Source organism: Candidatus Vallotia laricis, assembly GCF_020541325.1.
GTDB lineage: Bacteria > Pseudomonadota > Gammaproteobacteria > Burkholderiales > Burkholderiaceae > Mycetohabitans > Mycetohabitans laricis.
This window is the reverse complement of the sequence record NZ_CP047399.1, coordinates 202,000-216,976: the sequence shown is the minus strand read 5'-3', so window position 1 is coordinate 216,976 and position 14,977 is coordinate 202,000. Positions and strand designations below refer to the sequence as shown.

Below are 14,977 nucleotides of genomic sequence, written 5' to 3'. Positions count from 1 at the left end.
CGCAGGAGATTATATAGGGACATATCATGAGAATTTTCCTGCACAGTACATCATTTTAACAGACAGTTTTATCAAGGCTAATCGGATAGACACAGCAATAGCGTACTGATAATGCATTTATACCTATATTCATGTTTGTGCTCTAGCACTCACTAATCCCAAAACATGTGGATACCCTATACGCCTTCTCAAGAGTCGCGCTTGCAGGGTATGCAAATTTTTTATAGACCGAGACGTTACAGCATAGACGGAATACTAAGACGCAGTCATATCTAACTTTATACAACCTAATGTCTATAGCTTACGGCGCCCCGTAAGCGGCAATCTTTTATTGTCTGTAATAGCAAAACATATTGCTTTGAGAATCAAGCATAGTAAATAATGCAACCGTGCTGGCGATCTAGCAAAACTACGTTTATGTCAATCATGATGCTACGCAATAAGACGATTAGCTCACTATCTCTTTTACGCTAGCAGTCACCGCTGTGATAACTAAGCAATAAAAATTCAGTTAGCGTAACTGACTAATAATCGTATGCATTCAAGCTAAATCAGAATTAGGAAAACGAATAGAACACACGGAAATGGATCCTCCGTTCCCCCCAAAATTCAGCAGCTTCTCGAAATACATCAAGCAACGTTTCCCGGGCTTCTTTATCGAACTTCTGTGTTGCTGGCAAACCCTCAAGAACAATTACGAAACCAGGTTGCGGTCCTGCCTTGTGTAAAACATTCGTCAGACAGTCATATAGTCCATCGTAGTTTTTTCCTAGTTGTTTCGGGAAAAAAAATGATGTCGAAATTGATTCGAGCACTTCCGCTTTCGTCTTGGCAACTGAACAATTTGCATATAGGAAATGGTGACCCAACCGGGCCGCTTCACCAACCAACTCCGGCATACGGAACGCACGGATCGATTGCACGATGTTCGTGCGCACCGTCTTGAAAAGACTCATGTTCCCTCTATTAGGCAGCAGCGCGCCGACATACAGCGCTGCTCACTTCAGCGTTTTTTAGCGCAGTACGCTGCCAAACAATCTGTAATTGTTTGGCATAAAAATACACTCACGACCCTTTGCGAATACGTGTTACTACTTATCACAAATTTATTTGAAAAATATGTAATGGTCACTAGTAAAATAGAAATAATATTTGCCGGTATAATTCGGTACTCTTTCGCAGGCAATTTTTACCCAACGAGAATCTGCATGGCGTTTTGCTGTGTACTATATAGCACTATAGTGCTGACCCCGGGGTGCTGATTGACTCGAAAACCGAATATATTACTGAGCCTGATAAGCTGGAAACAAGTGCAATGGCAACGCATATTGTGCGCCTTACACATGCTATTGGAACCAAGTTAGGTGGACAGTAACGGAATAGTCACAAAATACACCGTAATACTGCTACCTCATTGTCTGCTTCTCAGTTCGAGAAACAGACAATGAGGTATTTAATAATTTAAGGTTATCCTGAATCACCTTAATAATCAATGGTGTTAGACAACTGCTAGGCTCATTTTTAATATAAAGCTTGCAGTCTATTGTGACTCAAGTGTCTATACAGACATCTAAATTTAGCTAATCGACACTATTATCACGCATTAGATTGCGTCCGGAATATTTCCTTTATAGCATCCGGACGCAATGAGATTAAAGGTATAAGAGTACACTTTGTTTTTTGCGCGAATCACAGGATTATAAGAAAAAGGTTTCCATACAAATCCTAGACTGATTACCTCATTTTTTAATGTATTCTTTTATTTATTTAGATCCGATACGGGCACGCTCCTATATGTTATATGCCGCGCTGTAGTGACCAAACTAGTCTCGCTAATCACGGTTTATTATGCTCTCAAACTGGTTGCTAGCTGCAGCCGCATCAGCAACCAGTAGCGCCGTCATATTCACGATGCGACGTACAGTCGCGGACTCGGTTAATACGTGCACTGGTTTTGCTGATCCTAGCAGAATTGGCCCGATTGCAATATTATTTCCTGCCGTAGTCTTAAGCAAATTATATGAAATATTAGCTGCATCAATATTAGGTAGGATCAACAGGTTTGCTTCGCCATCAAGCATTACCTCTGGTAGATCGCACTTGCACCGACCTGCATTGAGCGCGACATCACCATGCATTTCACCATCGATCTGTAATTGTGGTGCATGTTTTTTCAGTAACGCTAGCGTGTCACGCATCTTCTTAGCGCTTGGCGCGTTGCTTGAACCAAAATTAGAGTGAGACAACAGAGCAATCTTCGGCTCAATACCAAAACGACGCACCTCATCAGCAGCCATTAACGTGATCTCGACTAGTTCTTCTGGAGTTGGGTCAACATTTACGTGAGTATCAACAAGGAAGATCTGTCTACTTGGCAACACTAGGCAATTCATCGCCGCGTAGACAGAGCATCCCGCGCGCTTTCCAATAACCTGGTCGATAAAGTGCAAGTGCCGGTGCGTGGTCGAAATCGTGCCGCAGATCATCCCGTCAGCTTCGCCCTTAAGCAATAGCATTGAGCCGATTAGCGTTGTTCTCCGCCGCATTTCGACCTTTGCTAGCTGCCGCGTCATGCCTTTGCGCGCCATCATATTAAAATATGTCTGCCAGAAATCTCGATAACGCTTATCGTGGCTAGTATTAACGATCGTGAAATCCTCCCCAGCTATAAGGCGCAGCCCGTAGCGAGCAATACGTTGCTCGATTATAGCCGGTCGGCCGATTAAGATAGGCTGAGCTAACTGCTCATCCACTACAATTTGTGCTGCTCGTAGAATACGCTCCTCCTCCCCCTCGGCGAACACAATGCGCTTATTGTTCGTACTAATCCCTCGCGCGATTTGGAAAATTGGCTTCATCGCCGTACCGCTGTGATACACGAATTTCTGAAGATGTTGCTTGTAAGCTTCCATATCTTCAATTGGCCGCGTTGCGACTCGACAATTCATTGCAGCCTGTACTACTGCTGGTGCAACTTTTATAATTAGTCTTGGATCGAACGGTTTTGGAATCAGGTACTCGGGACCAAAGGTCATATCTTGGATCCCATATGCTGTCGTCACAATATCGCTTTGCTCTTGGCGTGTTAGTTCAGCAATCGCGTTGACTGCAGCTATTTCCATCTCTTTAGTGATTGTAGTCGCACCAGCATCAAGTGCGCCACGAAAAATGAAAGGAAAACATAAAACATTATTGACTTGGTTCGGATAATCTGCTCGTCCAGTTGCCAGAATTGCATCTGGACGCACCTGGAGTGCAACCTCCGGTAAGATTTCGGGCGTCGGATTAGCTAGCGCTAGGATCAGAGGACGGGCCGCCATTTTCTTCACCATATCTGGCTTGAGCACGCCAGCGGCAGACAAACCAAGAAATACGTCCGCACCACCAATGACATCGGATAATGTGCGAGCATTGGTGATCTGCTTAAACAGCGCTTTTTCTGAATCCATTAGCTCTGTGCGGCCTTCGTAGACAACACCAGCTAGATCTGTAACAAATATGTTCTCGCGCTTTAGCCCCATATCAAGTAGTAAATTCAAGCATGCTAATGCCGCGGCACCAGCTCCGGAAGCTACAACCTTCACCTCGCCGATCAGTTTTTCGACGATCTTTAACCCGTTCGTCACGGCCGCAGCAACTACAATCGCGGTACCATGCTGATCGTCATGAAATACTGGTATCTTCATTCGCTTACGGCACTCGCGTTCGATTGTAAAGCAATCGGGTGCCTTAATATCCTCCAGGTTAATACCCCCGAAAGTCGGCTCTAGAGAGGCAATGACTTCGATCAGCTTTTTTGGGTCTTTCTCATTTAGTTCAATATCAAATACATCGATACCAGCAAACTTTTTAAAAAGTACGGCTTTACCTTCCATTACCGGCTTAGCTGCAAGCGGGCCAATATCACCTAGACCGAGAACGGCTGTACCGTTCGATATTACGCCTACTAAATTACTGCGTGCAGTGAAACGCGACACGTTGAGGGGATCGGCGACGATCTCTTCGCACGCAGCCGCGACGCCTGGAGAATAGGCCAGGGCGAGGTCGCGCTGATTAGTAATCTGCTTAGTGGGCATGATAGATATCTTCCCTGGTGTCGGGAATTCGTGATAATCAAGCGCGGCTTCGCGTAACTTACTATTGGTTGATGTCAACATAATGGTCTGTCAGTGCGGATTAGAATGCGTGTTTAGCCGCATTGTAACGTTACTAGCCAACCCTCAACGGGTACTTTCAATATCCGCAGTAGTGACAATACTATGCGACTATGGCGCGCACGACGTAGTGCGCATCCTTATTATGCAAGCTTCGTCCCGCATTATGCCGACATTTTTATCTGAATTCAGCCTTATTGATCGCTATTCTGCTCAGCGAAGGCAACCACGCCATGCAGCCGTACTAGGAATTGGAGACGATTGCGCTTTGCTTGCTGGGCGACCAGATCACGAATTGGCAGTGTCTACCGATATGCTTCTCGAAGGATGCCATTTCTTCTCTGACGTCCCTCCAGAAACACTAGGACATAAAGCGTTAGCGGTTAACTTATCAGATCTAGCGGCTATGGGAGCTGAACCACGAGCGTTCACATTAGCACTAGCACTGCCGGATGTAAGCGCGTCACGCCAGGACTGGCTCGATGAATTTGTGCACGGTTTATTCGCGCTAGCGGATCGCTATGGCTGCGAGTTGGTGGGCGGAGATACTACTGCGGGACCCCTGAATATCTGTATCACCGTGTTTGGTGACGTACCCTGTGGCCAAGCGTTACGCCGCGATGCTGCCCAGCCTGGCGATGATATCTGGGTATCCGGCGAGCTGGGTAACGCGCGCCTAGCACTAGGTGCACTGCGCGGCGAATGGCCGCTCGCTCCAGATGAATTACCTGCATTACGTTATGCTCTTCAAATGCCAGAGCCGCGTATTGCTCTCGGCATGGAGCTAAGAGGTGTTGCGCATGCGGCGCTTGATTTGTCCGATGGGTTAGCCGGAGATTTGTCACATATTTTAGAGCGTTCTAAGGTAGCGGCGCGTGTAGATGTCGACTCACTGCCACGCTCATCTACACTGCGTGCGCAACCCCTGTCGATTCAATATCAATGCGCCGTTGAAGGTGGTGATGACTACGAGCTATGTTTCACGGCGCCGCCCAGTCGCCGTGACACGCTGCTTGCACTTATTCCACGCATTGGCGTGCCGCTTACGCGGATAGGTACAATACACAACCTTGCTGACTCAGCCGAAGGCAATACCAGCGTGATTAACGCGCACAAAGCGCATTGGTTCGATGGGTCCGGATTTCCAATTAGCACAACCTGGCGCAGTTTTGATCATTTCAATGAAGAATGACTCCTCCCACCCTAATCCATATCAGACGCGCAGAGCGCTCGTGATTCAGTCCGATGCTGATGCAAAACCACGCTCAAGCGCTACTATGCGATTCATGTTGTCCCATCCTTTACACGTGTTATCATTTGGTTTTGGCAGTGGACTATCACAGGTAATTCCGGGTACAATAGGAACTATATTTGGATGGATATTGTTTATCGTATTAAATCCTTACCTAAGCGTTCTGCAGTGGTGGGTACTGATTGCCATTAGCTTTGCCACTGGGTGCGGTTTTACCGGCTTCACAGCACGACATATGGGCGAGAAAGATCCGGGTGCTGTAGTTTGGGACGAAATTGTTGCAATTTGGGTAGTCATGCTACTTGTAATGCCCACAAACTGTATTTACCAACTCGGCGCTTTTCTGGTGTTTCGCTTATTCGACATAGTTAAGCCACCACCAATCCGCTATTTTCATAGAAGGTTATCGGGTAGTTTTGGCATCATGTTCGATGACATCATTGCGGCACTCTTCACGCTCAGTGTCATGACGCTAGTACACTCTCTCAATATTAAGTAATATTGAGAGGTTAGCTGACTAAAAGTTCCTTTTACTAAAAACACATATTGACGTTTTGAGAAACGTGCAGCTTATGATTATCATTCCAGTTGTCGTCGAGTAATAGCGGCTATAAGCATATCCGCTATCAGAATAGGTAGCCTATTATACTTGAGCTATCGTACGAAAAAGTACTGGAAATCCGTCAGCTTAGTTAGCGGTAAGCGTTAATCGTGTTACGCATGTCGCATGCAGCATCAGCTGCAGAGCATGCGAAGTCCTCACCATTACCAGCGTATAAAATCGCGCGCGACGAGTTGATGATCATGCCAGTGCCATTAGCTATGCGACCCGCATTAACTGCTGCCTTAATATTACCGCCTTGCACACCAATTCCGGGGATCAGTAGTGGCATTACATCGACAAGCTGGCGGACCGCATGAATTTCCTTTGAAAAAGTTGCGCCTACGACGAGCCCAAGCTGTCCGCTTGTATTCCATTCCTCGGCAGCAAGTGCCGCGATATGCTGATATAGAGGTCTCCCCCCAATATTAAGAAGCTGCAAGTCCGAGCCACCTGGATTCGACGTTCGGCATAAAATCATTACACCCTTATCCTGATACGCAATATACGGTTTAATCGAGTCGAACCCCATATAAGGATTGACTGTTACTGCATCGGCTTGATATCGCTCAAATACTTCACGCGCATACTGCTCGGCAGTGCTACCGATATCGCCACGCTTAGCGTCGAGTACTACTGGCAGACCCGGATGACGTAAGTGAATATGCGCGATTAATGCCTCGAGTTGATCTTCTGCTCTATGCGCAGAGAAATAGGCGATCTGCGGCTTAAATGAGCTAGCATATGGCGCAGTGGCATCAACGATATCGCGGCAGAACATGAATATTGCATCATCATAGCCAGATAGATGCGGTGGAAAGAGCGATGGCTCAGGGTCAAGCCCAACGCATAGCAATGATTGTGTGCGCTGCCAAGAGCCCTCAAGGGTGGTAATAAAAGACATGATTAGGTTTGCAAAAAAGTATCATAAAAAGTTTTTTCCCGAGAAATAGTATTGCTACGGTGAATTATATTCTGTCATAAGACAGAATATCTAATTACAGTTCCCACTAGATCTCGCAGTACTGATCATCCTGTTTTTAGCTATCATCATTCATTCCAGCGTCAATGTATTGACATAGATTTTGTGTGAACTTTTTTCTTAAAAGATATATGCGCCGTCACCCGTATATAATAAATGCCGTTACCTCATTTAACTAAAGCTAACTAAAGCATCAAGAAAATTCCCACTGATAGATCTTATCGCGAGATATAAATAAGTTATGCGTTATCTGCTAAGTAATTCTTGACCGACAGAGTAATATACCTATAAGCTTGCATTTAAGCCTATTCTAGAATAGAATATCAACTGCACCTCCAATCAGACTGCAGTCAGTCACAATACCTTTTTAAGTCTCTAGATACAGGCATGGGACGAAAAGATTATTTCATCACCTCGCCGCCGCCTCCACAGCGGTTCCGCTATTCGTGTCTAACGAGACATCTATATTCTTATGCGTCTCGTCACTACACGTGATGCTCTGCACATCTAGCACCTTGATAAGTCTGCATAACGCCTCAACACGCAATTCATCAATCGTTATTACCTCGATTAGCACACGCACTCCTCGAGCATGCACCCCCAATCCTGGAACGTGTAAAAGCAGCGGTACTTCCTCGAGTCGTACAGTGTCGTCTTTAACGACAGTAGCTGTTACCCGGTCCCGACATTCTTGCTTTAGCCAGCGCAGACACCAAAAATGTTCCATACACCGCTGATGGTCAGCATAGGCTACATAGGTTTCGTCAAAATTTCGAACTATCGCGTATAGTTCTGCGTCTTTCGGCTTGAAAGGAGCAGCTAACTTTGCTGTTATTCCATGTTGTACACACGCTAAAATCTGCCACTGATTAACTAAGTCAACATACCGACGAAGCGGTGAAGTACTCCACGCATACTGCACAACCCCCAGCCCTTCGTGCGGTGCTGGCGTAGTCTGCATTCTCGTTCGATGCGGGCCGAACGCGCGCTGTGCGCGATAGATACCCGGAACACCATATGCATGTAGAAACGCACCCCAATGGCTGTTAGCTAAAATTGCAAGTTCAGCAACGATTAGATTCAGTGGCGAACTGCGGCGACGTGGTGTAATGTTAACGTGCTCGCCGTAGATATGAAAGCTGTAATCAAGATTGTGCGGTACCTCGCGCCTAAGACCGTAGCCGATACGTGCTCTCTGACGTTGCTCGTAAAGCGATTTAACAAAAGGCCAGAGCACCTCTATTTCATACTTATGCGGGTAGTCGTGGGTACCGTCCTGTAGCGTTTGCTCAGTAATAATCTCATCTAACACGTTATGTCGCAGATTACTGAGAATATATACGCGCTCAACTACCGTCTCGGATATTACGATATCCTGTGTAGAGGTGTCGATAATCAAGTATAGTGATACCGCTGGCCGCAATCCACCTTCCTTTAGGGTAAATGTTCCGACGAAATTATCTGGCAACATAGTGATCTTTCTGCCCGGCATGTAGACTGTTGACAGTCGAGCACGGGCGATCATATCCACAGCATCGCCGTTCTCGATCCCTAGCGCAGGTGCTGCGATATGAATCCCAATTCTAGCGTGATTTCCTGAGAGACGTTGCACTGAAAAAGCGTCGTCTATCTCGGTGGTAGACATATCGTCGACGGAAAATGCTTGCACGCCCATCGCCTCACTTAGATCTTCTGGCAGTGGACTAACGTTCAATGCAGGGAAACCAGTACCATGTGGGAAATATTCAGACAAGAACTGCGCTTCGTGCAACTCGCGTGCTGATTGGATACCACCGACGTCCAACATCAGCTGCGCTGCTGACTTACCTAATGACAGCGCAGCTGCCTCTAACACTTTGTATTCAATCGAATTTTTATCTGCACGCGTGAGCAAACTAAGCACTTTTCCATCAAAAGCAGAGGGTAGTCTGCCGGCCTTTAGCTCATTCTCATACCGCTGCTGGATAAGAGATTGTTGTCTCCGCCGCTCAAGCGCTATGATTGCCATTTTTAACTGCTCTTCAGGCGCACGCTGGTACTGTCCTCGCCCCTTACGTCGGAAGTAGATTGGCGAGCTATGCATGCAAAGTACTAGTGCACTCTTTTGCACAGGATCTGGCGTACCACCGAAATACTCATTAGCTAGGTCGAGGAAAAAGAACTTATCTAACGGAGAAATTTCCCACAAGAAATCTAGATCGATTTCCTTTGATACCGCATCAGCCTGTTGAATTAGATCAGCGGCGCTCGGGTTGTTAAACTCAATAAGCACGTCCTTACTCTTAACCTTAGCGCGACGCCCACTCAGTAACTCGACCTGAAACGTATCACCATGTTGGTTCAATACCGTTCCAACCTTAAGGCCACCGGATTCCTCAAAAAAAACATTCACTCAGCACCCTCAAAACAAAAAAGCCGTATGCACTGTCTAAGGACCTGGTTCTACTCCTCTACAGGTCAGCGCTTAGTAGGCAGAAGATGCTACAAAACTTAAGGGCGTTATTTAATTACGTTATAAAGTTACTGATTAAATAATAACTCGAAATTAAATAATACCTTGCAAGTCGCGGGGTCGAATCGACCTGAAGACCTGAAACACACGATAACCTATAGAGAGAGTGCGGCTCGAAAATAATCGACTCCCTTCATGCTACAACGACTGTCCGCCTAGATACACCCATAGTGGTACTTTGATATCCAATATCAGTTGGATATCATAATCAATTAATTATGTTTAGGCAGATAGGTAAAAACCTATCAGGTAAATCACTATATCTCAATCTACTACAGGTGCTCATTAAAGCCACCGAATAAAGCCACCAAACGAGTTGCTTGATTAGCGTGATCATCTTATGTAGCGCCGGGTCCAACTTGGACACTATAGTGCATTAAAATCGCCCGACTCGGCTCCAAACCGAAACTTATACTTGTTCTTGTAAGGACATACTACAGTTGCATACCAGGCCAGTGTTCACTAAATTCACTGAAGCTTGCTGTAAACTGCATCTTCATCATGTACAATTTTATTGTTTTTAAGTGCTCATTAATCAAAAAAAATATAGGTTTGCTTGCCTTTATATGAGAAATTACATCACATTTCGCAGCTTGATAGACAATAGAATTTTCAGTACAGTAGCACATTTATTCTCTTACTTTGTCACTTGGAGGAAAGTGGTAAAGTAAGACCATTTACAGAAAATGTTTATCTATTGGAGTCACTTTATCAATTGGCAGCGCCAGCTATCAATCTTCACGCTAACCGCCCGCTGACGGCTCAGAATGCGCGGAAGCATGGAAAGAACCGGTCGATAAAAAATTAGTGATCAATATTACATAAAATCCGTGCTATTTTAGAGAAATTTACACAATTGAACTCAAGAGCACCTAAAAATCAGTATTCAACAGATAAAACGCTTAAGTATTAAAGAATGCATCACAGATTAAGAAATCAAGCCTTCAGGATTTTTCGTAAACCACAGAAATATATTTCTATGCAATGGTAGTTAGGTAAAGCAGTGGCAAAGTTTCCGCTGAATAGCCGCTAAGAAAGAAATACTCAGAATATCTGTCATTGCTACATAATAATATGTAGCTATCGCACCTAGTGCGGTTTCGCAAAACCGTACTAAACCAAATAACATATTACATATAACTTAAATTGCTACTTAACTAGCGTCGTAAGCAACGTAACGCGGTTAGTATCCATCTGTCTATCTATGCAGATTTTCTAAAAAATGAGCACATAGTATCTATCTGGGTTGGTACTTCATGTGGGTAAATAGACGCAGTAGATACTAAAAAAGCCCATAGCTCGCGAGAGCAATGATTTCTCCTACCCAAATTAGCTTATTCACTTGAATTTGGTAGGAAGCTAGTATCGAAGTCAAGTTGTCTCAGTAAGCTTCGTGGCGTGTTCCTGTGCATCCTTCATATATGAGGGTATATCCATACCATCCCAATTTTAACTCAGTTATATAAACTAAAGCGTGTGCTTCGGGATGTTGGTCTCAATTGAAAATAAAGCACATGTAATTCTCACTCATATAATAAACGATTAACTCATCCGACGGCGGCCTCGGCTATCAGAGACTTATTCGACAATTCAGCAACCGAAATAGTAGGTTGTTGTTCGTTATAGCAATCGATCAGGTAAACACGTAAGCTGCTTGAACTGAATGATTTCTTAGAAAATTATGGGGGTTTGCGTAGTTACCGACTGTTTTCTCAAAAAAATTCGATGCCTTCATACTTTATATCAGCAGCAAAAAAATCGCAATTTCGCAGTAAAAAACTCTCATAAGTTTTCGCATCGAGTCGTAAGCGGCTCTTATCTACATCTACTCAGCACCGCGATCTATAGTTGTGCTATTTGTAGTTAGTATGATACCCACACAAGTCAGGTTAGCACTAGTAGAGAAAAACCACCCCCTGCATGGACGGTGAATTGACTCCGGCACAATCATGACGGCGAGAGTATTATAAGCTGTCACCCCGGCTCCGTGATAAAAGATAGCTTGATGCTAATCAGCCTACTGCTTTTAGGTATATCAGTATTGCAATTTTTGACGCAATCAACACTTCTTTTGCTTTGCCTAAACATGCGTTGATATGAGGCTTTCCCACAGCGTCGTATTTTTCAGACTTAGCAGAAAGCGTGAGATGCAGAATTGACTAATGAAGATCTTTTATAAGCTGGATTTCACACTGGAGCGCCAAGAGAGTTCGCATTGATGTTTTTTTCGCATAAAACTACACTTTTACCATTCTAGGTATGGACAGAGCGCCATATAAAATTTGGGGACTCCGAATGGATCTACGCAAACTTAAAACCTTGATCGACCTAGTATCCGAGTCTAGCATCTCAGAACTTGAAGTCACCGAAAACGAAGGAAAAGTCCGGATTGTTAAGAACGCACCACCGGTCTATTTTCCCCAGGCACAATATACAGCTGCACCGAAAATAATAGGAGCGACCGGAATTCAAGATACTGCTGTGTCAGTTGAGTCCGGCACAGTTTCAAATACTATTACTTTATCGCGGGATCATGTGATTACCTCACCGATGGTCGGCACATTTTACCGGGCACCGTCACCAGGAGGTGATTCATATGTACAAATAGGTGAGTCGATTAAAGCAGGCCAAATAGTTTGCATTATTGAAGCCATGAAACTACTTAACGAGATCGAATCCGACAAGACAGGCATGGTCAAAGAAATCCTTGCTGAAAATGGCCAGGCTGTTGAATATGGTCAACCTCTATTTGTAATTGACTAATAGGTCACTCTGCTAATGTTTGAGAAAATACTCATCGCTAATCGCGGAGAAATTGCATTGCGCATTCAGCGAGCATGCCGCGAACTTAGGGTTAAAACGGTTGTTATTTATTCCGAGGTCGATAAAGAAGCAAAGTATGTGCGCCTTGCTGACGAAGCAGTCTGCATTGGTCCAGCCCCATCAAACCTGAGCTATCTCAACATGCCAGCACTTATTAGTGCAGCAGAAGTAACCGATGCTGAGGCGATTCATCCGGGCTATGGCTTCCTATCTGAGAACGCTGATTTTGCGGAACGGGTTGAACAATCTGGCTTCACGTTTATTGGACCACGTCCCGAGACCATCCGCCTCATGGGAGATAAAGTGAGTGCTAAACAAACAATGATTAAGACGGGAGTTCCGTGTGTCCCGGGTTCAGAAGGCGCTTTACCAGACGCCCCAAAAGAGATCATCAAGATTGCGCGCTCGATTGGTTATCCAGTTATTATCAAAGCTGCCGGCGGTGGTGGTGGGCGTGGTATGCGAGTCGTACATACGGAAGCGGCACTTGTCAACGCAGTCAACATGACACGTGAAGAGGCAGCCCGCGCTTTCGATAACCCTAAAGTCTATATGGAAAAATTCCTGGAGAATCCTAGACATATCGAGATCCAGGTACTAGCTGACTCGTTTAAAAGCGCAATCTGGCTTGGTGAACGCGACTGCTCGATGCAGAGGCGCCATCAAAAAATAATCGAAGAAGCGCCAGCACCTCATATCGCACGTAGGTTCATCGACCGGATTGGCAATCGTTGTGCTGAAGCATGCAAAAAAATGGGCTACTTGGGTGCTGGCACGTTTGAGTTTCTGTATGAGAATGACGAATTTCACTTTATTGAAATGAATACTCGGATCCAGGTTGAGCACCCGGTGACCGAGCTAATCACAGGCGTAGATATTGTTCAGGAGCAAATCCGTATCGCTGCAGGTGAAAAACTATCGATACGACAACGTGATATTACATTTCGCGGTTATGCAATTGAATGTCGAATCAACGCGGAAGATCCATTCAAGTTCACACCATCGCCAGGACGAATCACATCATGGCACGCGCCAGGTGGACCAGGCATTCGAGTAGACTCACATGCGTATAATGGTTACTATGTACCGCCCAACTATGATTCAATGATCGGGAAAATTATTGCGTACGGCACAACTCGTGAACAGGCGATTAACCGGATGCGTATTGCATTATCTGAAGTGGTGGTCGAGGGTATTCAGACGAATATTCCATTGCACCGGGAATTAATTCTAGACGCCAAGTTTATCCAGGGTGGTACGAGCATTCATCATCTTGAAAATAAATTGGCCACTAAGCAGTAAGTCCCCTAAATAGGCTCAATAGACATGAGCTATCGCGAAGTTGTCGTAGAAGTTGATCGCAATAGCGCCGAGTCCTTATCAGACGCGTTACTCGAGCTTGGCGTATTATCAGTCTGCATCGAAGATGCAGATTCAGAAACGCCGTATGAACAAGCGCTATTCGATGAATCCGGACTCATATCGGGTCAGGTTGTATGGATGCACTCACGGGTGATTGCGATGCTAGGGTCGAAGCAGGATCCCACTATTTTATTAGTAGCTGCTGCGAATAAGGCCGAAATGCCTATGCTGCCGGCTTTCACTACCCGCAACGTTCACGAACAAGATTGGCTTAAACTAATACAAACTCACTTAAAGCCAATCCATATTGGCCAGAAAATCTGGGTTGTGCCAACATGGCACGATGCGCCAAAGCAGGACGCTGTAGTATTGAAACTCGATCCGGGGCTCGCTTTTGGTACCGGAAGACATCCGACTACGCGCTTATGCATGGAATGGATCGAGCAGCACGTTCAGGCTGGAAATTCTCTACTCGACTATGGATGTGGCTCTGGTATCCTGTCGATACTCGCATGCAAATGTGGTGCCTCACCAGTTGTGGGTGTCGATATTGATCCACAGGCGATTGAATTAACTCAGCGTAACAGTAAGCATAATCATGTCGAGATCACGTATAAATTCCCCCATGAGTGCCCAGCAAACAAATTCGATATAGTTGTTGCTAATATACTGTCTAATCCGCTGAAACTCATGGCTTCCATTCTAGCCTCTAAGGTAAAGCCAGGAGGAAGACTTGCACTATCCGGTATACTAACATGCCAGGTAGACGCAGTCGTGGCAGCCTACGCAAGTTATATACATCTTTCCATATGGTGCGAACGGGAAGGGTGGGTTTGCTTAGCCGGGTGTCGGCCTAAAGAGTTAATTAGCATTACAGATAGAGGCCAAATAGATTAACTGGTGTACGTGGTTTGCGAGTTCAATAGTAATCTGCGAACCTAGAGTTCGCTACTAACCCACCACTTTTCGGCTTTAGTACCACCTGCCAGAGCGTACCAGCCAATTATCGTGCTAGAGCTTAGCGCATTATGATTATAATAAGGCTATTTTAACGATGCGAGGCGGAATGGCTCTAATTACTAATTGATGGCAGAATTGTAAATAGATCATGGTCTAACCTGGGAGACACTAAGCCTATTTACTGAGAGCCGTTATTTTAATAACGGCCTTAAAAGTGCACACCCTAGTTATCTCGCTTATTCTAACTATATGATTTATTGCGCGAATTACTTCGCAGTAATATAGCCTCAGAAGAGGCGCTCATTTATATTCAGTCAATAATATTGATAGA

8 protein-coding genes and 1 pseudogene are annotated in these 14,977 nt (G+C 45.1%); 5 read left to right on the top strand and 4 right to left on the bottom strand.

Features of this window, described 5'->3' with window-relative positions:
• Positions 1-557 precede the first annotated feature (557 nt).
• Together GKR41_RS00980 and GKR41_RS00975 are read right to left on the bottom strand one after the other, a co-directional pair.
• A pseudogene (locus GKR41_RS00980) lies at positions 558-968 on the bottom strand (barstar family protein); the annotation flags it as partial.
• 864 nt (positions 969-1,832) lie between these two features.
• The gene (locus GKR41_RS00975; protein ID WP_226809981.1) at positions 1,833-4,157 is read right to left on the bottom strand and encodes an NADP-dependent malic enzyme; all 2,325 of its coding nucleotides are present in this window, start codon (positions 4,155-4,157) and stop codon (positions 1,833-1,835) included.
• 163 nt (positions 4,158-4,320) lie between these two features.
• Here GKR41_RS00975 and thiL point away from each other — a divergent pair, with 163 nt between their 5' ends.
• Together thiL and GKR41_RS00965 are read left to right on the top strand one after the other, a co-directional pair.
• The gene (gene thiL, locus GKR41_RS00970; protein ID WP_226810208.1) at positions 4,321-5,346 is read left to right on the top strand and encodes a thiamine-phosphate kinase; all 1,026 of its coding nucleotides are present in this window, start codon (positions 4,321-4,323) and stop codon (positions 5,344-5,346) included.
• The gene (locus GKR41_RS00965) at positions 5,336-5,905 is read left to right on the top strand and encodes a phosphatidylglycerophosphatase A family protein (RefSeq protein ID WP_226809979.1); all 570 of its coding nucleotides are present in this window, start codon (positions 5,336-5,338) and stop codon (positions 5,903-5,905) included. Before thiL ends, GKR41_RS00965 begins: the two co-directional genes overlap by 11 nt.
• A 193-nt stretch (positions 5,906-6,098) precedes the next feature.
• Here the strand turns inward: GKR41_RS00965 and pyrF are convergent, their stop codons facing one another.
• Together pyrF and GKR41_RS00955 are read right to left on the bottom strand one after the other, a co-directional pair.
• Positions 6,099-6,914, bottom strand: coding sequence for an orotidine-5'-phosphate decarboxylase (gene pyrF / locus GKR41_RS00960; RefSeq protein WP_226810207.1), 816 nt, complete (start codon positions 6,912-6,914; stop codon positions 6,099-6,101).
• 484 nt (positions 6,915-7,398) lie between these two features.
• Entirely contained in the window at positions 7,399-9,381 is a 1,983-nt protein-coding gene (locus GKR41_RS00955; RefSeq protein ID WP_226809978.1) for a ribonuclease catalytic domain-containing protein, read from the bottom strand.
• A gap of 2,415 nt (positions 9,382-11,796) precedes the next feature.
• On the opposite strand from GKR41_RS00955, the gene accB reads away from it, so the two are divergent.
• Genes accB through prmA form a run of 3 tightly spaced genes read left to right on the top strand, consistent with a single transcriptional unit; the run spans position 11,797 to position 14,583 of the window.
• Positions 11,797-12,264: an acetyl-CoA carboxylase biotin carboxyl carrier protein gene (accB, locus tag GKR41_RS00950; RefSeq protein ID WP_226809976.1), complete on the top strand. Its 468-nt coding sequence runs from the start codon at positions 11,797-11,799 to the stop codon at positions 12,262-12,264.
• A gap of 15 nt (positions 12,265-12,279) precedes the next feature.
• Positions 12,280-13,626 carry an acetyl-CoA carboxylase biotin carboxylase subunit gene (gene accC / locus GKR41_RS00945; protein ID WP_226809974.1) on the top strand — a complete coding sequence of 449 codons (1,347 nt, stop codon included), beginning with the start codon at positions 12,280-12,282 and terminating at the stop codon, positions 13,624-13,626.
• A gap of 24 nt (positions 13,627-13,650) precedes the next feature.
• Entirely contained in the window at positions 13,651-14,583 is a 933-nt protein-coding gene (gene prmA, locus GKR41_RS00940; protein WP_226809972.1) for a 50S ribosomal protein L11 methyltransferase, read from the top strand.
• Positions 14,584-14,977: the final 394 nt, after the last annotated feature.

What these genes read in the sequence shown, in the direction of transcription:
- GKR41_RS00975 (WP_226809981.1), bottom strand. Translation starts at nt 4,157, where the DNA reads ATGTTGACATCAACCAATAGTAAGTTACGCGAAGCCGCGCTTGATTAT.
- thiL (WP_226810208.1), top strand. Translation starts at nt 4,321, where the DNA reads ATGCCGACATTTTTATCTGAATTCAGCCTTATTGATCGCTATTCTGCT.
- GKR41_RS00965 (WP_226809979.1), top strand. Translation starts at nt 5,336, where the DNA reads ATGAAGAATGACTCCTCCCACCCTAATCCATATCAGACGCGCAGAGCG.
- accB (WP_226809976.1), top strand. Translation starts at nt 11,797, where the DNA reads ATGGATCTACGCAAACTTAAAACCTTGATCGACCTAGTATCCGAGTCT.
- accC (WP_226809974.1), top strand. Translation starts at nt 12,280, where the DNA reads ATGTTTGAGAAAATACTCATCGCTAATCGCGGAGAAATTGCATTGCGC.
- prmA (WP_226809972.1), top strand. Translation starts at nt 13,651, where the DNA reads ATGAGCTATCGCGAAGTTGTCGTAGAAGTTGATCGCAATAGCGCCGAG.